The organism is Mycobacterium sp. 4858 (assembly GCF_900240975.1).
Classification (GTDB): domain Bacteria; phylum Actinomycetota; class Actinomycetes; order Mycobacteriales; family Mycobacteriaceae; genus Mycobacterium.
In genome coordinates this window covers 950,699-971,426 of the sequence record NZ_LT968776.1, presented here as the reverse complement: position 1 = coordinate 971,426, position 20,728 = coordinate 950,699, and the positions used below count along the sequence as shown (strand labels likewise).

General features: G+C 72.0%; 19 protein-coding genes. 9 read left to right on the top strand and 10 right to left on the bottom strand.

Going from position 1 to position 20,728, the window contains the following annotated elements; genetic code table 11:
* Positions 1 to 16: 16 nt before the first annotated feature.
* Entirely contained in the window at positions 17 to 457 is a 441-nt protein-coding gene (locus C1737_RS13030) for a hypothetical protein (RefSeq protein ID WP_102418592.1), read from the top strand.
* Here the strand turns inward: C1737_RS13030 and C1737_RS13025 are convergent.
* From C1737_RS13025 to C1737_RS13015, 3 genes are read right to left on the bottom strand one after another with little or no spacing between them, the layout of a single operon-like run.
* Positions 409 to 885 (bottom strand): GNAT family N-acetyltransferase, encoded by a 477-nt coding sequence (locus C1737_RS13025; protein ID WP_067926805.1) that lies wholly within the window; start codon positions 883 to 885, stop codon positions 409 to 411. The genes C1737_RS13030 and C1737_RS13025 overlap by 49 nt on opposite strands.
* Positions 882 to 1,979: an isochorismate synthase MenF gene (locus C1737_RS13020; protein ID WP_102418591.1), complete on the bottom strand. Its 1,098-nt coding sequence runs from the start codon at positions 1,977 to 1,979 to the stop codon at positions 882 to 884. Before C1737_RS13020 ends, C1737_RS13025 begins: the two co-directional genes overlap by 4 nt.
* Positions 1,976 to 2,587: an acid phosphatase gene (locus tag C1737_RS13015; protein WP_067926801.1), complete on the bottom strand. Its 612-nt coding sequence runs from the start codon at positions 2,585 to 2,587 to the stop codon at positions 1,976 to 1,978. Before C1737_RS13015 ends, C1737_RS13020 begins: the two co-directional genes overlap by 4 nt.
* Before the next feature lie 109 nt (positions 2,588 to 2,696).
* Between C1737_RS13015 and C1737_RS13010 the strand changes: the two genes are divergently transcribed.
* Positions 2,697 to 3,497 (top strand): ParA family protein, encoded by an 801-nt coding sequence (locus C1737_RS13010; protein ID WP_102418590.1) that lies wholly within the window; start codon positions 2,697 to 2,699, stop codon positions 3,495 to 3,497.
* Between the two features lie 86 nt (positions 3,498 to 3,583).
* Here C1737_RS13010 and C1737_RS13005 read toward each other — a convergent pair whose 3' ends face one another.
* Entirely contained in the window at positions 3,584 to 4,804 is a 1,221-nt protein-coding gene (locus C1737_RS13005) for a hypothetical protein (protein ID WP_102418589.1), read from the bottom strand.
* A gap of 15 nt (positions 4,805 to 4,819) precedes the next feature.
* Entirely contained in the window at positions 4,820 to 6,316 is a 1,497-nt protein-coding gene (locus tag C1737_RS13000; RefSeq protein WP_067921332.1) for a DEAD/DEAH box helicase, read from the bottom strand.
* A 249-nt stretch (positions 6,317 to 6,565) separates the two neighbouring features.
* Here C1737_RS13000 and C1737_RS12995 point away from each other — a divergent pair, with 249 nt between their 5' ends.
* Positions 6,566 to 7,285 carry a ferritin-like fold-containing protein gene (locus C1737_RS12995; RefSeq protein WP_233214749.1) on the top strand — a complete coding sequence of 240 codons (720 nt, stop codon included), beginning with the start codon at positions 6,566 to 6,568 and terminating at the stop codon, positions 7,283 to 7,285.
* Positions 7,286 to 7,458: 173 nt separating this feature from the next.
* Here the strand turns inward: C1737_RS12995 and C1737_RS12990 are convergent, their stop codons facing one another.
* Complete coding sequence (locus tag C1737_RS12990) at positions 7,459 to 8,181, bottom strand: MmpS family transport accessory protein (protein ID WP_102418588.1); 723 nt, start codon at positions 8,179 to 8,181, stop codon at positions 7,459 to 7,461.
* 206 nt (positions 8,182 to 8,387) lie between these two features.
* Between C1737_RS12990 and C1737_RS12985 the strand changes: the two genes are divergently transcribed.
* Positions 8,388 to 8,657, top strand: a complete 270-nt coding sequence (locus C1737_RS12985; protein ID WP_067921359.1) for a DUF3107 domain-containing protein — start codon at positions 8,388 to 8,390, stop codon at positions 8,655 to 8,657.
* Here C1737_RS12985 and C1737_RS12980 read toward each other — a convergent pair.
* Positions 8,644 to 9,330, bottom strand: a complete 687-nt coding sequence (locus C1737_RS12980; RefSeq protein WP_067921339.1) for a TetR/AcrR family transcriptional regulator — start codon at positions 9,328 to 9,330, stop codon at positions 8,644 to 8,646. The genes C1737_RS12985 and C1737_RS12980 overlap by 14 nt on opposite strands.
* A 201-nt stretch (positions 9,331 to 9,531) precedes the next feature.
* Here C1737_RS12980 and C1737_RS12975 point away from each other — a divergent pair, with 201 nt between their 5' ends.
* From C1737_RS12975 to C1737_RS12965, 3 genes are all read left to right on the top strand, one after another.
* Positions 9,532 to 10,566, top strand: coding sequence for a DUF3152 domain-containing protein (locus C1737_RS12975; RefSeq protein ID WP_231980525.1), 1,035 nt, complete (start codon positions 9,532 to 9,534; stop codon positions 10,564 to 10,566).
* A 93-nt stretch (positions 10,567 to 10,659) separates the two neighbouring features.
* Entirely contained in the window at positions 10,660 to 11,847 is a 1,188-nt protein-coding gene (gene moeZ, locus C1737_RS12970; protein WP_102418587.1) for an adenylyltransferase/sulfurtransferase MoeZ, read from the top strand.
* Between the two features lie 91 nt (positions 11,848 to 11,938).
* Positions 11,939 to 12,793 carry a TIGR02569 family protein gene (locus tag C1737_RS12965; RefSeq protein WP_067921345.1) on the top strand — a complete coding sequence of 285 codons (855 nt, stop codon included), beginning with the start codon at positions 11,939 to 11,941 and terminating at the stop codon, positions 12,791 to 12,793.
* Here C1737_RS12965 and C1737_RS12960 read toward each other — a convergent pair.
* Genes C1737_RS12960 through C1737_RS12950 form a run of 3 tightly spaced genes read right to left on the bottom strand, consistent with a single transcriptional unit; the run spans position 12,790 to position 14,124 of the window.
* Positions 12,790 to 13,092, bottom strand: coding sequence for an MGMT family protein (locus C1737_RS12960; RefSeq protein WP_067921347.1), 303 nt, complete (start codon positions 13,090 to 13,092; stop codon positions 12,790 to 12,792). The genes C1737_RS12965 and C1737_RS12960 overlap by 4 nt on opposite strands.
* Positions 13,093 to 13,094: 2 nt before the next feature.
* Positions 13,095 to 13,880 (bottom strand): alpha/beta fold hydrolase, encoded by a 786-nt coding sequence (locus tag C1737_RS12955; RefSeq protein WP_067921349.1) that lies wholly within the window; start codon positions 13,878 to 13,880, stop codon positions 13,095 to 13,097.
* A gap of 40 nt (positions 13,881 to 13,920) precedes the next feature.
* A complete protein-coding gene (locus C1737_RS12950) occupies positions 13,921 to 14,124 on the bottom strand; it encodes a hypothetical protein (RefSeq protein ID WP_067921351.1) in 204 nt (67 codons plus the stop codon).
* A gap of 110 nt (positions 14,125 to 14,234) precedes the next feature.
* On the opposite strand from C1737_RS12950, the gene C1737_RS12945 reads away from it, so the two are divergent.
* Positions 14,235 to 17,372 (top strand): ATP-dependent DNA helicase, encoded by a 3,138-nt coding sequence (locus tag C1737_RS12945; RefSeq protein WP_102418586.1) that lies wholly within the window; start codon positions 14,235 to 14,237, stop codon positions 17,370 to 17,372.
* Positions 17,339 to 20,647, top strand: a complete 3,309-nt coding sequence (locus C1737_RS12940; protein ID WP_369807561.1) for an ATP-dependent helicase — start codon at positions 17,339 to 17,341, stop codon at positions 20,645 to 20,647. The genes C1737_RS12945 and C1737_RS12940 overlap by 34 nt, the downstream gene beginning before the upstream one ends.
* Positions 20,648 to 20,728 lie beyond the last annotated feature (81 nt).

Here is a 20,728-nt window from a genome sequence, read left to right as displayed (position 1 = left end):
GACGCGGGTGACAGGTTTGCGCCGCTACCCGGGGGGCGTCCCATCCGCTGTGCGCGGCGCCGGCCTTCTGGTGGCGGTGCAGGGGGTGGCCGCGCTGGTCATGGCGGTCGTGCTGGTGGTGCGCGGCATCGCCGGGGCCGACCAGCGCGTGGTCAACGGGCTCGGCACCGCCCTGTTCTTCCTGGTGGTCGGGGCGGTGGTGCTGGCCGCCGGGCGCGCGCTGACGCTCGGCAAGCGCTGGGGCCGAGGGCTTGCCGTGATCACCCAGCTGCTGCTCCTGCCGGTGGCGTGGTACCTCACGGTCGACTCGCACCGGCCCGCCTTCGGGATTCCCGCGGGCCTCGTGGCGCTGGCCGTGTTGGGGCTGCTCTTCAGCCCGCAGGGGGTGCGTTGGGCCGCCGGCGGCGATCAGCGCGATTCGGCCAGCTCGGCCAACCCGGGGCCCGACAGCCGGTAGGTGGTCCACTCGCGCTGCGGTTCGCCGCCGACCCCGTCGTACAGCGTGATGGCGTCGGCGTTCCAGTTCAGCACCGCCCAGGACAACCGCGTGTAGCCCCGGTCGAGGCATTCGGCCGCCAGGGTCGCCAACAGCGCGCGGGCCAGGCCGCGACGGCGAAACCCCGGCCGCACGAACAGGTCTTCGAGGTAGATGCCCGCCACGCCGTCCCAGGTGGAGAAGTTGAGAAACCACAGCGCCATCGCGGCGATCTCGCCGTCGACCTCCGCAAGGTGCCCATACACCGTCGGGGTGGCGCCGAAAAGCGCTGCGGCAATTTGTTTTTCCGTGACCGTGCACTGATCCGCGGCGTGTTCGAATTCGGCCAGCGCGTGAATCATTTCGGTGATCGCACCCGCGTCTTCGGGCGTGGCGCGGCGAATGGTCATTGCTTGACGTCCAACGCGTTGAGGATGGTGGCGAATTTCGTTGTGGTTTCCGCGACTTCCTGATCGGGGTCGGATTCGGCGACGATCCCGCCACCGGAGCGGGCGATCGCGCTGCGGCGGTCCGCCGACAGTTGCGCGCAGCGGATGGACACCACCCAGCGGCCGTCGCCGCGCGCGTCACACCAGCCCACCGCCCCCGCGTAGAACCCGCGGTCGCCCTCCAGCTCGGCGATGAGTTCGACCGCGGCCTTGGTCGGCACCCCGCCGACCGCCGGTGTGGGGTGCAGAGCAAGGGCCAAATCGATTGCTGTGGTGGATGTTTCGCGCAGACGTCCGCTGATCGGCGTGCACAGGTGCCACACCGCCGCGGTGCGGCTCAGCTCGGGCTCGGCGGCGATCGTCAGCTCTTCGCACAGCGGCTCCAGCGCGGTGCGGATGGTCTCGATGACCAACTGATGCTCGTGCCGGTCCTTGGCCGAACCGGCCAGCGCGGCGCCGTGGGCGGCGTCGACGTCGGGATCGGCGGCGCGGGGTGCCGAACCGGCGAACGGCCGGCACGTGACGCGGTCCCCGGAGCGCGCCACCAGTAGCTCCGGGCTGGCGCCCACCAGCGCCGCGCCGGCGTAGTCGTCGCCGGCGCCGGTCAGGTCGACGAGGTACCCGTATGCTGCCGGGTCCGCGGTGATGAGCCGGCGCAGGATGACGCGGGCGTCCAAGGGGCCCTCGGCGACCAGTCGCAGCGCTCGGGACAGCACCACCTTGCTGAGCGGGCTGTCGGGCGCGGTGAGTTCGTCGCGCGCGCGGGCGACGCGGCGGCGGTAGTCGTCCGGCGACGGGTCTGCGGCGGCGACACGCACCGCCGGCAGCGGGTCGCTCGGCCAGTCCGGCGGCGCGTCGCTGCGGCGCACCGCCTGGGGCGTCAGCAGCGCCGCGGGCCGGCCCACGTCGAAGGGCAACGCGCCCAACACAATTGGCACAGAGCCCGAACGCAGCGCGTCCTGCGCGGCCGCCGCGTCGTGGTAGCGCTCCCGCACCCCGTCGGCAACCAGGGTCTGCGTCGGTCCGCACAGCGCGAACGGCGGCTGGGTGCTCACCCGGGCTTGATCGCCTGCGGCTGGGCGGTCAGGCCGAGCGCGGCGAGCTGTCGCACGCCGTGCTCGAAACCGCACACGGCGAGGGAGCCCGCCAGCATCCAGAAGCGGCTGCCCTCGACGAGCGGCAGCTCCACCCAGCGCGTGATGACCGAGCGGGAGAAGTGGCTGTGCCCCACGAACACCACGTCGCGCGACTCCATGTGCTCCAACGCGAACGCGACGGCCCGGTCGGCGCGTTCGCTGACTTGGGCCACGCTCTCGCCGCCGGGGCATCCGTGCGTCCAGACCAGCCAATCGGGGACCGATTCGTGGATCTGGGGTGTCGTCAGGCCCTCGTAGGAGCCGTAATCCCATTCGGCGAGCAGGGGAGAGACCTCGTCGACGGCCAGCCCGGCCAGCTTGGCGGTGGTCAGCGCGCGGATGCGCGGGCTGCTGACCACCAACGGGTCGGTGAGGTTCAGTTCGCGCAGGACGCGGCCGGCGAGCTCGGCCTGGACGCGGCCGGTGTCGGTGAGCTCGAGGTCGGTCCGCCCCGTGTGCTGGCCGGATTTCGACCATTCGGTCTCCCCGTGGCGGAGGAGGACCAGTCGATGGTTGTGCAAGCCCATATCGACCGATTCTGCCGGACGACATGCCGGGCCCGTCGGCCGCAGCGTTGGACGATCGAACATGTCAGGATGGGCACTGTGACCGTGGCAACAGGAGGGGCGGGCGCTGGTGAGTAAGACCCGGGTGTTGGCGGTGGCCAACCAGAAGGGCGGCGTCGCCAAAACGACGACGGTTGCCTCGCTGGGCGCGGCGATGGTCGACGAGGGTAAGCGGGTGCTGCTGGTCGACCTGGATCCGCAGGGCTGCCTGACGTTCTCGCTCGGCCAGGATCCCGACAAGCTCCCGGTGTCCGTGCACGAGGTGCTGCTCGGCGAGGTCGAGCCCAACGCCGCGCTGGTCACGACGATGGAGGGCATGACGCTGCTGCCGGCCAACATCGACCTGGCGGGAGCCGAGGCGATGCTGCTGATGCGCGCCGGCCGCGAGTACGCGCTCAAACGCGCGCTGGCGAAGCTGGCCGACGACTTCGACGTGGTCATCATCGACTGCCCGCCGTCGCTGGGTGTGCTCACGCTCAACGGCCTGACCGCCGCCGACGAGGTGATAGTGCCGCTGCAGTGCGAGACGCTCGCGCACCGCGGCGTCGGCCAGTTCCTGCGCACGGTCGCCGACGTCCAGCAGATCACCAACCCGGATCTTCGGTTGCTCGGCGCGTTGCCGACGCTGTACGACTCGCGGACCACCCATACCCGCGACGTGTTGCTGGACGTCGCCGACCGCTACAACCTGCCGGTGCTGGCCCCGCCGATCCCGCGGACGGTGCGTTTCGCCGAGGCCAGCGCCTCGGGCTCCTCGGTGATGTCGGGGCGCAAGAACAAGGGCTCGTCGGCCTACGCCGACCTGGCGAAGGCGTTGCTCAAGCACTGGAAGACCGGCAAGCCGCTGCCGACGTTCGCCGTCGAGGTCTAGCGGGCGCGGTTGTGCGCCTGCGGCTTTGATTGTGCGCCGACGGCGCGGCACGTCGGCGTGCCGCCGCGGCGAGCGCACCCGCGATATCAGCCCAGGGCCACCACGGCGTCGCCCCGCTGCTCGAACACCTGGGATCCCGCGACGGCCGGGACGACCGCGCGTCCGGGCTGGCCCGGCGCCCTGTTCACCGGGATGTAGCGCTCGTTGGCGCCACTGACGGGGTCGTAGACCCCGATCCCGCCGGTGACGGGCACCAGCAGCCGGCCCGCCATCATCGCGCCCGGCCCCAACGGCGCGGTCGTCGCGCCGGCGGCGATGGTGTAGCGCAGCGTCAGGTTGCCCGTCTCGAAAGCCATCACCGAATCGCCCGTCCACCAGGTGATCAGGCTGCCCGCGTGCGAAACCGCCCCCGGGCCGGACGGCGGCTTGGGCAGCAGGGTGCTCGACACGGTGGTGCCCGTTTCGTCGACCACGTCCACCCGCGGCTGCGGGGCGGGCAGATACACCGCCGTGTTGCTCTCCCAGACGGCCAGCACCCGGGCGCCCGAGTCCGCCGTGATCCCGGGTTCGGCGACGACGCGCTGCTGGGGTTCGTCGTCGTCCTTGCCGGGCCGCAGCAGCACCAGCCGCAGGTCGGCCTGGTTCACGCAGCTCTCCAGCACCGACACGGCCGACGAGCTGGCCGCCGCCGAGACCAGCCTGCAGCCGGAGTGCAGCCCGCGCGTCGGGGGCTTCACCCGCGCGTCGGTCTCGCCGTAGGCCACCATCCGGACCATGTCCGAGCGCCACAGTTCCACCCGAGTGTCGCCGGCCGACAGCACGGTGGTGCCGTCGGAGGACAGCCGCACGCGCGGGTCGGCGTAGCCGCTGCGGGCGGGCCCGCGGCGGCCCGTGGAACCGTCGAGCGTGCTCACCTGGCCGCATCCACGGTCGTCGCGGTAGACGGCGACGGCGAAGTGGTAGACCCAGGAGACCCCGCACACGTCGCTGTCGCGCTGGTAGCTCCAGCGAGACAGCCCGGACCGGGGGTCGCGCCCGTCGACCCGGTGGCCGTCGCCGGTGATCACCGTGCCGCCGACCGCCACCGGTGCGGTGGTGGCCGGACTGGGCGCGGTCCACAGCTCCTTGAGCGTGGCCGGCACCTGCCGGGCGGGATTCTGGTTGGCCGCGGCGACAGCGGCCGGGCGGCTGATGGTGGCCCGGGCGTCGCTGATCCACCAGATCAGCGAGGCGACGGCGGCGACCACGACCGCGATCGCCGCGGCGGCCAAGATGTCGCCCTTGGTGCGGCGTTCGGGTCTGACCATCCGTGGGCGCGCGGCCTAGTTGGCGTGCGCGCCGGCTTCGGCGGGCTTGCGGCGCCGACGCCGACGCCGGCTGGTCCCGGTGTTGCCGGACCCCTCGGCGGCGGCTTCGCCGCTGGTGGCGTCGGCAGCGGCGTTCCCGCCGGGGTGCCCGGTGACGGGCTGGCCGCCGCGGGTGCGCCGCCGCGGCGCGCCGGAACGGGCGCGCCCGGACCGCTCGGCCTTCTGGCCGTCACGCTCGGTGTTGCGCCGTGGGCCCTGCGGCTTCTTGGGCGCGCCGACGGTGCCGGTCGTCTCGGCGGGGATACCCAGTTCTTCGTAGAGGTGCGGGGAGCTCGAGTAGGTCTCGGCGGGTTCGGGGCAGTTCAGCCCCAGGGCCTTGTCGATCGTCGACCAGCGGGGCAGCTCGTCCCAGTCCACCAGGGTGACCGCGACGCCGGTCTTGCCGGCGCGGCCGGTACGGCCGATCCGGTGCACGTAGGCCTGCTCGTCCTCGGGGATCTGGTAGTTGATGACGTGCGTGACGTCGTCGATGTCGATACCGCGCGCGGCCACGTCGGTGGCGACCAGCACGTCGATATCTCCGGACCGGAATGCCTTGAGCGCCTTCTCCCGGGCGACCTGGTTCAGGTCGCCGTGCACGGCGCCGACCTTGAAGCCCCGCTCGGCCAGCTCGTCGGCGACCTTCTGGGCGGTGCGCTTGGTGCGGGTGAAGATCATGGTGGCGCCGCGGCCCTCGGCCTGCAGCACGCGGCTGACCAGCTCGATCTTGTCCAGGGCGTGGGCGCGGTAGACGAACTGCTCGGTCTTGTCGTGCACCGCCGACGAATGCGGTGCCTCCGCCCGGATGTGGGTGGGCTGCTTCATGAACGTGCGGGCCAGCGTGATGATGGGCCCCGGCATGGTCGCCGAGAACAGCATCGACTGCCGGTCGGAGGGGATCTGGCGCAGGATGCGCTCGATGTCGGGCAGGAAGCCCAGGTCGAGCATCTCGTCGGCCTCGTCGAGCACCAGCACCGAGAGCCCGCCGAGCTGCAGGTGGCCCTGCTGGGCCAGGTCGAGCAGTCGGCCGGGGGTGCCCACCACGACGTCGGCGCCGGCGCGCAGCGCGTCGATCTGGGGCTCGTAGGCACGCCCGCCGTAGATGGAGATGACCGCCAGCCGTCGGCCGTCCTCGGCGGTCAGGTACTTGGCCGCGGTGGCCAGGTCCTCGGTGACCTGCACGCAGAGCTCGCGCGTCGGCACCACGATCAGGGCGCGTGGCGTCCCATTGAGCGGGCGCGTCGCGGCCTGGGCGGTGATGCGCTGCAGCAGCGGGACGCCGAAGCCGAACGTCTTGCCCATGCCGGTGCGCGCCTGGCCGATAAGGTCGTCGCCGGCGAGCGCCAGCGGCAGGGTCAACTCCTGGATCGCGAAGGGCCGCTCGATGCCCTTTTCCGCGAGGGCGCGCACGATTTCGTCGCGGACGCCGAGGTTGGCAAAGGTCAATTCAGTTGTGCTGGTCAGTGTGCTCATACGTGGGTAGTACGCCTTTCGGTGACATATCGGTTTGTGTCGGTGTTTCTCTGTCGCGGTCACGCGCGCACGAGTTCCGACTCCGAATACGTCGCCGAGTCGCCGGCCCTGCTCGGGGCGGGCCAGCTGTGCACGCACATTTCGCCGATAGCGGCTCTTATCGCGGAAACACAGCCGCTATCTCCATACATGATAGCCGGTCGACAGCTGGCCCCATTTTGCGCCAGGTCCGCCGACTACAGTGTTGCCATGACCCGGCCCTCTTGGCAGCCCTCCGAAGCCGACCTGGAAGCCGACCGAGGGGACGGTCCGCCCGCCCCTCGCCTGCCGGCCGACCACCCGGGCGTCAACGAGTTGTTCGCGGTCCTGGCGTACGGCGAGATCGCTGCGTTCTATCGGCTGACCGACGAGGCTCGGATGGCCCCCAACCTGCGCGGACGGATCTCGATGGCGAGCATGGCCGCCGCCGAGATGCAGCACTACGAGCTGCTGCGCGACGCCCTGGAGGCCCGCGGGGTCGACGTGGTGTCGGCGATGTCGAAGTACGTCTCGGCGCTGGAGAACTACCACCGGCTGACGATGCCCAGCACGTGGCTGGAGGCGTTGGTCAAGACCTATGTCGGCGACGCGCTGGCCGCCGATCTGTACCTGGAGATCGCCGACGGGCTGCCCGACGAGATCGCCGGCGTGGTGCGGGCGGCGCTGTCGGAGACCGGGCATTCGCAGTTCGTCGTCGCCGAGGTGCGCGCCGCGGTGACCGCCAGCGGCAAGCAGCGCAGCCGGCTGGCGCTGTGGTCGCGTCGCCTGTTCGGTGAGGCGATCACGCAGGCGCAGTACCTGCTGGCCGACCATGACGAGCTGGTCGACCTGGTCGTGACGGGCACCGGCAGCCTGGGCCAGCTCAGCGCCTTCTTCGACCGGCTGCAGCACACGCACGACCGGCGGATGCGTGAACTGGGTCTGAGCTGACGCTCAGCCGTGATCGCAAGCGCGGCGCAGCCGGGCGCAGCGGGTCACGGCCATCGGACTGAGCCGTGATCGCAAGCGCGGTGCAAGCGGGGCGCAGCGGGTCACGGCGATCGGACTGGGCCGTGATCGCAAGCGCGGTGCAAGCGGGGCGCAGCGGGTCACGGCCATCGGACTCAGCGCGCGCAGGTCGCCAGGCTCGAGTTGTTGGCCGACGCGGCCACCAGTTGCCCCGAGGCGTTGACGATCGAGCAGTTGAGCCGCCCGTAGAAGCTGGTCGCGACCACCGACGGGTTCTGCACGCCGGGATTCAGGATCACCGCCTTGGTCCACGGCAGCGACACGTTGAACTCGGTCTGGGAGTAGCCCTGCCCATCGGTGTAGACGATGTTGACCAGGTCCAGCAGCTGCTTGGTGCCGGTGACGCTGTAGACGACGGTGCGCGGGTTCAGCGCGGCCGACGGCGGGGGCGTCAGCGTCAGGGGCGGCGTGGCGGTCGGCGTTCCGGTGGGCGCGAGGCTGGGTGATGCGCTGGGCGGCGGGGTCACCGTGGTGAACGTTTCGGGCGGCAACTGGGCCGTGCGCGAGGGGCTGGGCTGCGCGCTGGGCGCGGCCGAGCTCTTCGTGGTCGCCGGCGCGGACGTCACCGGCTGGGGCGCCGGCGCCAGGGTGGCCTTGGTCGAGGCGCTGTCGCCGCTGTTGATGATGACGGCGGTCGCGATCGCGCCGACGGCCACCACGGCGCCCAGGATCGCCGTGGCCGGGCGCCAGCGCAACTCGGCCGGCCAGCCGGTCCAGGTGTAGTCGCCCTCGGGGTAGGAGTCGGCTTCGTAGAGCTCATCGGTCTCGTCGTCGGGGTAGTCCCGCACCCTGTCGAGATCGGCCAGTGTGGTACCCATGGTGCCGAAGTTAGCGATGTGAAAGCACGGATCGGCCGTCGAACCCCGCAGTGCACACAGCTGGAAGCGAATCGTTATCCGCCCGCGACCGGGGCTTCGCCCGCCGCGAACCGCGTGGCGGGGACCGTCGGGGATGCCGGCCCGCCGCGTCCACTAGCCTGCAGCTGACAGGTCTGTCGACTTCAATACCTACGGAAGGGGTGACCGTGGAGGTCAAGATCGGTATTACGGACAGTCCGCGCGAGCTGGTGCTCTCCAGCGCGCAGACGCCGGCCGAAGTCGAAGAGCTGGTCAGCGCGGCGCTGAGCGAGGGGCCGGGCCTGCTGAGGCTGAACGACGAGCGGGGCCGCCGCTTCCTGGTGCACACCAGCAAGATCGCCTATGTCGAGATCGGGCCGGCCGACTCGCGCCGGGTCGGCTTCGGTATCGGCGCCGAAGTCGGCAAACTCACCGGGAAGGGCGCTAAAGGCGAGTAAGCGGCACGTGTGACAGCCCGCCCCAGGCGAACTGGACGGTGCCCTCGACGGCGTCCGCCTTGGAGATCGGGCGGTCGGAGTCCAGCCAGTAGCGGGCGCAGTCGACGCTGATGCCGACCAGTCCCACCGCGATCATCCGGGCGCGGTGCGGGTCCAGGCCCGAGTCCGCGCTGATCAACGCGAACACCGCGTCGATGCACGACTCGGTGGCGACCCGCACCTGCGCGGCCACCTCGGGTTCGGTGACGTAGTCGTTCTCGAAGATCAGGCGGTAACCCTGGCTGTCGTGCTCGATGAAGTCGAAGAACGCCTGGACCGCCGCGTGCAACCGCCTGCGGTTGTCGGTGGTGGTGTTCAACGCCTGCTGCACGCCGGAGACCAGGTTCTCGACGTGCCGGGCGAGCACCGCCAGGTAGAGCTCGAGTTTGCTCGAAAAGTGTTGATACAAAACCGGTTTGCTGACCCCGGCGCGCTCGGCGATCTCGTCCATACCGGCGGCGTGATAGCCGCGGTCGACGAACACATCGCTGGCCACGATGAGCAGCTGGCCCCGGCGCTCGTCCCGGGGCAACCGGTTGCCGCGTCGGCTCGAGGCCGCGATGCCGTCCCCGGGCCGACCGCGGTCGGCCGACTTGACGGCACGCCGCGCCGCGGGTTTGGCGAGTTCGCTCATCGAGTCCTCATCTGATGTGTCGGCAACCGGCCGCCGGCACCAGTGGGCCAGCCGCGCGCGGCTCGTTGCGAGAGACATTACTACCCGAGCCATGCCCGCCGTTGTCGTCGCCGCCGTCGTCGCAGGCAGAAAGCGGTGTCGCCCGGCGCATTCGGGCGCGCCAAGGACGGCCGCACCGGCCGACTGTGTAATCCTGGGGAAATGACGTCCCAGCGGCCTTCGCGCGGCACCGGTCGCGTGCCGGTGCTGCGGGACGAGTGGCGGGAACCGCTTCGCGCCCTGCGCGACCCGGTCGCCCGCGACGCCGGACGGGCAAGGGCCGACCGGGAGCGGCCGCGGCAGTGGCGCAAACAGACCTGGCTGGGACGGTTCGTGTCCACCTACGGCTGGCGCGCGTACGCGCTGCCCGTTCTGGCGGTGGTGACCGTGCTGGTGGTCTACCAGACGATCACCGGCACCAGCGCCAGGAAGCCGGCAGCCAATCAGCCCATCCAGAGCCCGCAGGCGATCGGCGCGGTGGGCACGTCGATCATCGACGCGCCGCCACGCGGACTCGCGGCGTTCGACGCGAACCTGCCCGCCGGGACGCTACCGGACGGCGGCCCGTTCACCGAGGCGGGCGACAAGACATGGCACGTGGTGCCCGGCACGACGCCGCAGATCGGCCAGGGCACCGTCAAGGTTTTTCACTACACCGTCGAGGTGGAGAACGGCATCGACGAGACCATGTTCGGCGGCGACACCGCGTTCGCCGAGATGGTCGACCAGACGCTGGCCAACCCGAAGGGCTGGACCCACAACCCGCAATTCGCGTTCATCCGGATCGACGGAACCAATGGCGGAAACCCCGACTTCCGGATCTCCCTGGTGTCCCCGGTGACGGTCCGGGAGGGCTGCGGCTACGAATTTCGCCTTGAGACGTCCTGCTACAACCCGTCGTTCGGCAAGGACCGGCAGTCGCGGGTCTTCATCAACGAGGCGCGCTGGGTGCGCGGGGCCGTCCCCTTCGAGGGCGACGTCGGTTCGTATCGCCAGTACGTGATCAACCACGAGGTCGGCCACGCCATCGGGTACGTGCGCCACGAACCCTGCGAGCAGCAGGGCGCTTTGGCGCCGGTGATGATGCAGCAGACGTTCTCCACGTCGAACGACGATGCCGCCCAGTTCGACCCGGATTTCGTCAAGGCCGACGGGAAGACCTGCCGATTCAACCCCTGGCCGTTCCCGATCGCCTGACCGGTGAGTTGAATTCATTGCCGTGCACTTCTGCGGCTGGTGTGATGGTTGTGGACGACGAACCGCAGATCGAGACCGAGGAGATGTTCGGGCGTGTCGACATCCCAGACCGCACTGCCGCCTCTCGTGGAGCCGGCGGGGGAGCTGACCCGCGATGAGGTGGCCCGCTACAGCCGCCATCTGATCATTCCCGACCTGGGCGTGGACGGGCAGAAGCGGCTCAAGAACGCCCGGGTGCTGGTGATCGGCGCCGGCGGGCTCGGCGCGCCGGCGCTGCTGTACCTGGCCGCGGCCGGCGTCGGAACGATCGGCATCGTGGATTTCGACGTCGTCGACGAGTCCAACCTGCAGCGCCAGATCATCCACGGCGTGGCCGACGTCGGGCGGTCCAAGGCCCAATCCGCGCGGGAGTCGATCGCCGCGATCAACCCGCTGGTCCGGGTGCGCCTGCACGAGTTCCGGCTGGACTCGAGCAACGCCGTCGACCTGTTCGTGCAGTACGACCTGATCGTGGACGGCACCGACAACTTCGCCACCCGGTACCTGGTCAACGACGCCGCCGTGCTGGCCGGCAGGCCGTACGTGTGGGGGTCGATCTACCGGTTCGAGGGTCAGGTCTCGGTGTTCTGGGAGGATGCGCCCGGCGGTCGGGGCCTCAACTACCGCGACCTCTACCCCGAACCGCCGCCGCCCGGCACGGTGCCGTCGTGCGCGGAGGGGGGCGTGCTGGGCATCGTGTGCGCCTCGGTCGCATCGGTGATGGGCACCGAGGCGATCAAACTCATCACCGGGCTCGGAGAGTCGCTGCTGGGCCGGTTGATGCTCTACGACGCGCTGGAAATGTCCTACCGCACCATTGCGATCCGCAAGGACCCTGCGGCGCCGAAGGTCACCGAGTTGATCGACTACGAGCAGTATTGCGGCGCGGCGGCCGGCGACGTCGGTTCGCCCGTCGCCGGCTCCGCCATCACCCCGCGGGAACTGCGGGAGCTGCTGGATTCGGGCAGGAAGCTGGCGCTGATCGACGTCCGCGAGCCGGTCGAATGGGAGATCAACCACATCGACGGGGCCCAGTTGATCCCGCAGTCCTCGATCGATTCCGGTGACGGTCTGGCAAAGCTGCCGCAGGACCGGATGCCGGTGCTGTACTGCAAGACGGGTGTGCGGTCGGCCGCGGCCCTGGCGGCGGTGCGCAAGGCCGGATTCTCCGACGCGGTGCATCTGCAGGGCGGCATTGTGGCGTGGGCGCAGCAGATGCAACCCGACATGGTCATGTACTGACCCGATACGCCGTGCTTTTGGGCGGCGACCCGCCGCGCCCGGCTTCGCCGCGCTCGCGATCGCCGCAGGTCCCCTCGTCTAAGCTTCCCGTGTGAATGTCGAGCCACCGCCGGAGCATGTGCTGGCGGCGTTTGGTTTGACCGGTGTGCAGCCCGTCTATCTGGGCGCTAGCTGGGAGGGCGGCTGGCGCTGCGGCGAAGTCGTCCTGTCACTGGTAGCCGACCACGCCAGGGCGGCCTGGTCGGCCCGGGTGCGGGAGACGCTGTTCGTCGACGGGGTTCGGCTGGCCCGCCCGGTCCGCTCGACGGACGGCCGATACGTGGTTTCCGGGTGGCGGGCGGACACCTTCGTCGCCGGAACGCCCGAGCCCCGCCATGACGAGGTGGTCTCGGCGGCGGTACGCCTGCACGAGGCCACCGGCAAACTGGAACGCCCCCGATTCCTGACCCAGGGGCCCACCGCGCCGTGGGGCGACGTCGACATCTTCATCGCCGCCGACCGCGCCGCCTGGGAGGAACGGCCGCTGGCCTCCGTGCCCCCGGGCGCCCGGACCGCTCCGCCGACGGCCGACGCCCAGCGGTCGGTGGAGCTGATCAACCAGCTGGCCACCTTGCGCCGGCCGACCAAGAGCCCGAACCAGGTGGTGCACGGAGACCTTTACGGCACAGTGCTTTTCGTCGGCACCGCGGCCCCGGGCATCACCGACATCACCCCCTACTGGCGGCCCGCGTCCTGGGCGGCCGGTGTCGTCGTCGTCGACGCCCTGTCCTGGGGTGAGGCCGACGACGGACTCATCGAGCGCTGGAACGCGTTGCCGGAATGGCCGCAGATGTTGTTGCGCGCCTTGATGTTCCGGCTCGCGGTCCATGCGTTGCATCCGCGGTCGACGGCCGAGGCGTTCCCCGGGCTGGCCCGCACCGCGGCGCTGGTCCGGCTGGTTCTCTAGCGACCGAAGTCGTGACGGATTTCGCGCAGCGCGATCCTGCCGTCGGTGGCCAGGACGCCCTCGGCGCGCAGTAGCTCCAGCTGCCGGGTGGTCAGGTGACGCGCCGGGCGCCCCGAGGCGGTGATCACCCGGTGCCACGGCAAATCCGAGGAGTCGGTCCGCATGATCCACCCGACGATGCGCGGGCTGGAAAGCCCTGCGACGTCGGCGATGTCGCCGTAGGTCGCGACCCTGCCGGACGGTATCGCCGCGACCAGCGCGCGCACCCGCTCGATCTGCTCGTCGGTCACCGGCGCCACGATCAGCCGGCTCCCAGCAGCTCGCGCGTCAGCGCCGCCACCTCCGCCGGCGCCGCGTAGGGCACCATGTGGTTGCAGTCGAAGTCCAGCAGCCGGAACCCCGATCCCAACCGGTCCTGCAGGCCGGTGATCAACTGGTCGCCGACGTACGGCGGCGACGTGCGCTTGGCCCGCACCAGCACCGTCGCCGTCCCGGCTGGCGGGAACACGATGTCGCGAGCCAGCTCGCTCCAGTACGCCATCATCGCCGGCAGGCTGACGCGCCAGCCGTACCGGCCGCCCGGCAGCTCGATCAGGTGCTCGTCGATCTCGGCGTCGAGCAGGGCGGGGTCCACATCCGACCAGGAGCCGTGCAGCTTTTCCAGGCGCGCCTCCCCGGCGTCGGGGTAGTCGGGCGAGGACAACATCGCGTCGGCGATCTCGCGCATCCACGCGCCGTCCAGTCCGACCGCCGGGTCGAGGAGCAGCAGCGCGGCAACGAGGTCCGGCCGCGTCGCGGCCAGCTGCATGGCGAGCCCGCCGCCGAAGGAGTGCCCCACCACCAGCACCGGCGCCTCGGCCACGTCGTCGAGCAGCGCGGCCATCGCGGCGACGTTGGCGTCGATGCTCCACGGCGCGTCCCACGACGACCTGCCGTGGCCGATCAGATCCGGTGCAGCGAAGGCGATTTCGGGCAGCAGGCCGGCCAGCTGCTGCCAGCGCTGCCCGTGGCCGGTCAACCCGTGCAGCGCCAGCACGCGCACCGGACCGGGCGGCCCGTAACGGTGTACGTGGAGGTCGGCGGTCACCGGTCGACCGCGCCGGCCGTGGACACGGCCGCTCGCGGGCTCAGCGCCCGTCCTCCCACTCGTCGTCGGTGGGGACGACGTAGGCCTGCTCGATCACGTCGGCCTCGTTCGCCTCGCGGTCGGCGGTGGTCAGATATTCGGTGTCCAAGCCGGCCTCGTCATCGAAGTCGACGGGCTGCAGCTGTTCCGCGGCGTCGCCCTCGGGCGCTTCGTCGCTGGGAAAGCCGCGTTCGACGTCTGTCACGATTACCTACCTTCCTGACCGTTGGTCGGGCTGTTCGCGGACTCCAGCGTAGGGGCCGCCGGCGGTTCGGGTTGGACCGACTTGTCAGACCCTGGTGATTGCATGCAGCCATGTCGTACACCTGGGACAGCGAGGCGCGGGCTCTGCTGCTGCCCGGTGCGCGCGGGCCGGTCCGGGTGCTGGGCGGGCCCGGCACCGGCAAGAGCAGCCTGCTGGTCGATGCCGCGGTCGCTCAGATCGACGCCGGCCTGGACCCGCAATCGGTTCTGCTGCTTACCGGTTCAGGCCGGCTGGGGACGACGGCGCGCGCCACGTTGACGACGGCGTTGCTGCGGCCCCGGGCCACCGGCCCCTGCCGGACCGCCGTCCGAGAACCGTTGGTGCGCACGGTGCACGGTTACGCGTACGCGGTCTTGCGGCGGGCCGCCGAGCGGGCCGGCGATGCGCCCCCTCGGCTGGTCACCAGCGCCGAACAGGACGCCATCATCAGGGAGTTGCTCGCCGGCGACCTCGAGGACGGCCCGCGCGGGGCGACGGCGTGGCCCGCCCATCTACACCCCGCGCTGACCACCGCGGGCTTCGCCACCGAGCTGCGAAACATGTTGGCGCGCTGCGCCGAACGCGGAGTGGACCCGCAGGAGCTGGAGCGCCTGGGCCGTCGTCACCGGCGACCGGAATGGGCGGCCGCCGGCCGGTTCGCCCGGCAGTACGAGCAGGTGATGCTGCTGCGGGCGGCGGTGGGAACGGCGGCCCCCCAGGCGACGACGCCCGCCCTGGGCGCCGCCGAGCTGGTGGGCGCCGCCCTGGAGGCCTTCGCCGTCGACCCCGAGCTGCTGGCCGCCGAGCGGGCGCGGGTGCGGGTCTTGTTGGTCGACGACGCCCAGCAACTCGACCCGCAGGCGGCCCGCCTGGTCCGGGTGCTCGCGGCCGGCGCCGAGCTGGCGTTGATCGCCGGCGATCCCAACCAGGCGGTGTTCGGCTTCCGTGGCGGTGAATCCACCGGGCTGCTGGAGGGCGATGCACCGTCGGTGACGCTGACGGCCTCGCACCGCTGCGCGCCGGCGGTGGCGCGGGCCGTCAGCGGCGTCGCGCGCCGGCTGCCCGGCGGCAGCGGGGGCCGCCGGATCGAGGGCACCGGGCCCGAGGAGGGATCGGTCACGGTGCGCCTGGCCGCGTCGGCGCACGCGGAGGCGGCGATGATCGCCGACACGCTGCGGCGCGCGCACCTGGTCGACGGCGTGCCGTGGTCGCAGATGGCGGTCATCGTCCGCTCGGTGCCGCGGGCCGGCAGCCGGTTGCCGCGCGCGTTGGCCGCCGCGGGGGTGCCGGTGGCCGCGCCCACCGCAAGCGGACCGCTGTCCGACGAGCCCGCGGCCCGGGCGCTGCTCACCGTCCTGTCGGCCACCGCCGACGGGCTCGATGGCGAACGCGCGCTCGCCCTGTTGACCGGTCCCATCGGTCGCGTCGACCCGGTCTCGCTGCGGCAGCTGCGCCGAACACTGCAACGCTCCAACCCGGCCCCGGACGACGCCGCGGAGCTGCTGGCCGGCGCGCTCTGCGCTGACGCGCCGCCGCCGGGCCGGCAGTTCCGCCCGGTGCATCGCGTCCGCGCCGTTCTGGACGCCGCCGCGCGCTGCCATCGTGCGGGCCAAGACCCGCGCTACACCCTGTGGGCCGCCTGGCAGCGCTCCGGCTTGCAGCAGCGCTGGCTGGCGGCCGCCGAACGCGGCGGACCCGCCGGCGCGCAGGCCACCCGCGACCTGGAGGCGGTGACCGCGCTGTTCGACATCACCGATCAATACGTTTCCCGCACGTCGGGCGCGTCGCTGCGCGGCCTCGTCGAGCACGTCGCCGCGCTGCACCTGCCCGGCGTGAACCAGGAGCCGGTCTCGACCGTGGACCAGGTGCGGGTGCTCAGCGCGCACGCCGCATTGGGTCACGAATGGGACCTGGTGGTGATCGCGGGGCTGCAAGAGGGGTTGTGGCCCAACACCGCTCCGCGCGGCGGCGTGCTGGGCACCCAGCGGTTGCTGGACGTGCTTGACGGCGTCACCGGCGACGCGTCGGTGCGGGCGCCCCTTTTGGCCGAGGAACGGCGCCTGCTTGTGGCGGCCATGGGCCGGGCCCGCCGCCGCTTGCTGGTGACGGCCGTGGACAGCGACACCGGCGGAGCGGACTGCGAGGCCGCGCTGCCGTCCGCGTTCTGCGACGAACTTGCCCGGTGGGCAGACGACGGCGGCGACGCCGCGGCCGCGCAACCCGTCTCGGCGCCCCGGGTGCTGTCCGCCGCCGCGCTGGTCGGCCGGCTGCGAGCTGTCGTGTGCGCACCGGACGGCGCCGTCGACGACGCCGAGCGCGCCTGCGCAGCGAGGGAACTGGCGCGACTGGCCCGGGCCGGTGTCCCGGGCGCCGAGCCGGCGGCCTGGCACGGGCTGGTCCCGGTCAGCACCAGCGAACCGCTGCGTGGCGACGGCGAGGCGGTCACGTTGACCCCGTCGACCCTGCAGATGCTCAACGACTGCCCGCTGCGCTGGCTGGCCGAACGGCATGGTGGAACCAACCCGCGTGATCTGCGCTCCACCATCGGTTCGGTGCTGCACGCCCTGGTCGCCGAGCCGCAGCGGAGTGCAACCGAGTTGCTGGCCGAGCTGGACCGCGCGTGGCGGCATCTGCCGTTCGAGGCCGACTGGCATTCGGCCAACGAGCTGGAGCGCCACCGCGCGATGATCGAGGCCTTCGTCGAATGGCGGGTGCGGACCCGGGGCGAGCTGACCGAGGTCGGCGTCGAAGTCGAGATTGACGGAACCCTCGGCGCGTCCGCCGATGGCGGGGGCGAGGTCCGGCTGCACGGACGGGTCGACCGGCTGGAGCGCGACGCCGCCGGCCGCCTGGTGATCGTCGACATCAAGACCGGCAAGACGCCGGTCAGCAAAGACGATGCCCAACAACACGCCCAGCTGGCGATGTATCAGCTGGCCGTGGCCGAGGGAATTGTGACCGGGGAGCCGGCCGATTCCGAACCGGGCGGCGCGCGGCTGGTGTACCTCGGCAAGGCCGGGGCCTCGGGCGCCACCGAGCGCGAACAGGATCCGCTGACGCCGGCCGTCCGCGACGAATGGCGCCGGCTGGTGCGGCGTGCGGCCGAGGCGACCGCCGGGCCCCGGTTCGTCGCCCGGCGCAACGACGGGTGCTCGCACTGCCCCGTGCGGCCCTCGTGCCCGGCCCACGCCGACGGGGCGGCGCAGTGAACGCGCGCTACAGCCCCGCCCAATTAGCTTGCGCGCTAGGGCTTTTCCCACCCACCGAGGAGCAGGCTGCCGTCATCGCGGCACCGCCCGGTCCGCTGGTCGTCATCGCCGGCGCCGGCGCGGGAAAGACCGAGACCATGGCCGCGCGGGTGGTGTGGCTGGTCGCCAACGGCTACGCCGAGCCCGGCCAGGTGCTGGGGCTGACGTTCACCCGCAAGGCCGCCGGCCAGCTGCTGCGCCGGGTGCGGTCCCGGCTGGCCCGGTTGGCCGGCGTCGGGTTGGGCCCCGACGGGGCGGCTCCCGAGGAACCGGCGGGCGTGCCGACGGGCAGCACGTACCACGCCTTCGCGGGGTCGCTGATCCGCGACTACGGGTTGTTGCTGCCCATCGAGCCGGGCACCCGGCTGCTCGGCGAGACCGAGCTGTGGCAGCTGGCCTTCGACGTCGTGAGCGGGTACCGGGGCCAGCTGCATACCGACAAGACCCCCGCCGCGGTGACGTCGATGGTGCTGCGGTTGTGGGGGCAACTGGCCGAACACCTGGTGGACACCCGCCAGCTCGGCGATACCCATCTGGAGCTGGAGCGGCTGATCCACACCCTGCCGGCGGGTCCCTATCAGCGTGAGCGGGGGCCCAGCCAATGGCTGCTGCGGCTGCTGGCCACCCAGACCCAGCGCGCCGAGCTGGTGCCGCTGCTCGACGCGCTGCACGAGCGTATGCGCGCCGCGAAGACCATGGACTTCGGCGTGCAGATGGCCTGCGCGGCGCGGCTTGCGGCGAACTTCCCGCAGGTCGGCGAGGACCTGCGGGGCCGCTACCGGGTGGTGCTGCTCGACGAATACCAGGACACCGGGCACGCCCAGCGGGTCGCCCTGTCGGCGCTGTTCGGCGGTGGCGCCGACGACGGGCTGGCGCTGACCGCCGTCGGCGACCCGATCCAGTCGATCTACGGCTGGCGCGGCGCCTCGGCGACCAACCTGCCGCGCTTCACCACCGACTTCCCCCTCTCCGACGGCAACCCGGCGCCGGTTCTGGAGCTGCGGACGAGCTGGCGCAACCCGCCGCGGACCCTGCAGCTGGCCAACGCCATATCGGCGGAGGCGCGCCGCAGATCGGTCGCCGTCCATGCCCTGCGGCCGCGCCCGGACGCCCCGCCCGGGACCGTCCGCTGCGCATTGCTCGCCGATGTGCAGTCCGAACGGGAGTGGATCGCCGACGAGGTCGCCGCGCGGTACCGGGCGGCCCGGGCCGACGGCGTGAGCCCGCCGACCGCCGCGGTTCTGGTGCGCCGCAACGCCGACGCCGCCCCGATCGCCGACGCCCTGCGCGCCCGGGGAGTCCCGGTCGAGGTGGTCGGACTGGCGGGGCTGCTCTCGGTCCCCGAGGTCGCCGACGTCGTGGCGATGCTGCGGCTGGTCGCCGACCCGACCGCGGGCGCGGCGGCGATGCGGGTGCTCACGGGCCCGCGCTGGCGCCTCGGGGGCCGGGACATCGCCGCGCTCTGGCGGCGCGCCCGCCAACTCGCCGACGCCCCGAGCGCGGGTGCGGCCGCCGCGCCGGAATCGATCGCGATGGCCGCGGGCCCGGACGCCGACGCCGCGTGCCTGGCCGATGCCCTCGCCGATCCCGGCCCGGCCGAAGCGTATTCGGCCGCGGGATATCGGCGCATCGCCGCGGTGGCCGCCGAGCTGCGCGCCCTCCGCGGCCACCTGGGCCATTCGCTGCCGGACCTGGTCGCCGAGGTGCGCCGGGTGCTGGGCGTCGATTGCGAGGTCCGCGCCGCGGCGGGCGCGAACGCGGGCTGGACCGGCACCGAACACCTCGACGCGTTCGCCGACGTCGTCGCCGGCTACGCCGAGCGGGCCGACGCCGCCGGCGGACCGGACCGTTGCGCAACGACATCGGTGTCGGGGCTGCTGGCCTTTCTGGACGTGGCGGAGTCGGTCGAGAACGGGTTGCCGCCCGCCCCGGTGGTGGCCGCGCGTGACCGCGTCCAGGTGCTCACGGTGCACTCCGCCAAGGGGCTGGAGTGGCAGCTGGTGGCGGTGGCGCACCTGTCGGGCGGCGTCTTCCCGTCGACCGCCTCCAGGAGCTCCTGGCTCACCGACGCGGCCGAGCTGCCACCCCTGTTGCGGGGCGACCGCGCCTCGGCGGGCGCACTCGGCATCCCGGTGCTGGACATCACCGACGTCACCAATCGAAAGCAGCTGTCCGACAAGATCTCCGAGCATCGCCGCCAGCTCGAACAGCGGCGCGTCGACGAGGAGCGCCGACTGCTGTATGTCGCCATCACGCGGGCCGAGGACACCCTGTTGGTGTCGGGTCACCATTGGGGTGCCACCGGGATCAAACCGCGCGGCCCGTCGGACTTCCTGTGCGAGATCAAGGAGGTCATCGACCGTTCGGCCGCGGCCGGCGAGCCCTGCGGGGTGGTGGACCGGTGGGCGCCCGCGCCCGCCGACGGTGACCGGAACCCGTTGCGCGACAACACTCTCGAGGCCGTCTGGCCCGCCGACCCGCTGGCCGCCCGGCGCATCGACGTCGAGCGCGGCGCGGCGTTGGTCACCCGTGCGATGTCGGGCGACGGGGGAGAGCGGGGTGCCGACATCGAGGGTTGGGCCACCGACGTCGACGCGCTACTGGCTGAGCGTGCGCGGTTGGCCGCACCGCCCGCCGGGGCGTTGCCCAGCCAGCTGTCGGTGAGCGGCCTGGTGGACCTGGCGCGAGACCCCGCGGGCGCGGTGCGGCGTCTCAGGCATCGGCTGCCGGCCCGCCCGGATCAGCATGCGTTGCTGGGCAACGCATTTCACGCCTGGGTTCAGCAGTTCTACGGCGCCGAGTGCCTGTTCGATCTCGCCGACCTGCCGGGCGCGGCGGACTCCGGCGTGGGCGATACCCGGGAATTGGCCGGGTTGCAGGCCGCGTTCGCCGAATCGCCGTGGGCGGCGCGCACCCCGATCGCCGTGGAGGTGCCGTTCGAGATGCCGATCGGCGCCACTCTGGTGCGGGGCCGGATCGACGCGGTGTTTGCCGACCCCGACGGCGGCGCCACGGTCGTGGACTGGAAGACCGGCGAACCGCCGCACGGATCGGAGGCCATGCGGCAGGCCGCCGTCCAGCTCGCCGTCTACCGCTTGGCGTGGGCCGCGTTGTCGGGTGTTGCGGAATCGTCGGTGCGGACTGCCTTCTATTACGTGCGCGCCCGCACCACGATCGCTCCCGACGATCTGCCCGCTCCCGACGAACTGGCCGGGTTGGTGGCCGGTCCCGGGTGACCCGCGCTGCCCGAGTACCGGGGGCGGGATCGTGGTTTCATTGAGGCGTGCGTGTCTCCTGCGCTGGCGTCGAGCCGATCA

Coding starts and splice junctions, on each gene's coding strand:
- C1737_RS13025 (WP_067926805.1), bottom strand. CDS start 885: ATGACCATTCGCCGCGCCACGCCCGAAGACGCGGGTGCGATCACCGAA.
- C1737_RS12975 (WP_231980525.1), top strand. CDS start 9,532: ATGACGTCCCAGCGGCCTTCGCGCGGCACCGGTCGCGTGCCGGTGCTG.
- C1737_RS12980 (WP_067921339.1), bottom strand. CDS start 9,330: ATGAGCGAACTCGCCAAACCCGCGGCGCGGCGTGCCGTCAAGTCGGCC.
- C1737_RS12990 (WP_102418588.1), bottom strand. CDS start 8,181: ATGGGTACCACACTGGCCGATCTCGACAGGGTGCGGGACTACCCCGAC.
- C1737_RS12995 (WP_233214749.1), top strand. CDS start 6,566: ATGACCCGGCCCTCTTGGCAGCCCTCCGAAGCCGACCTGGAAGCCGAC.
- C1737_RS13005 (WP_102418589.1), bottom strand. CDS start 4,804: ATGGTCAGACCCGAACGCCGCACCAAGGGCGACATCTTGGCCGCCGCG.
- C1737_RS13000 (WP_067921332.1), bottom strand. CDS start 6,316: ATGAGCACACTGACCAGCACAACTGAATTGACCTTTGCCAACCTCGGC.
- C1737_RS13015 (WP_067926801.1), bottom strand. CDS start 2,587: ATGGGCTTGCACAACCATCGACTGGTCCTCCTCCGCCACGGGGAGACC.
- C1737_RS12945 (WP_102418586.1), top strand. CDS start 14,235: ATGTCGTACACCTGGGACAGCGAGGCGCGGGCTCTGCTGCTGCCCGGT.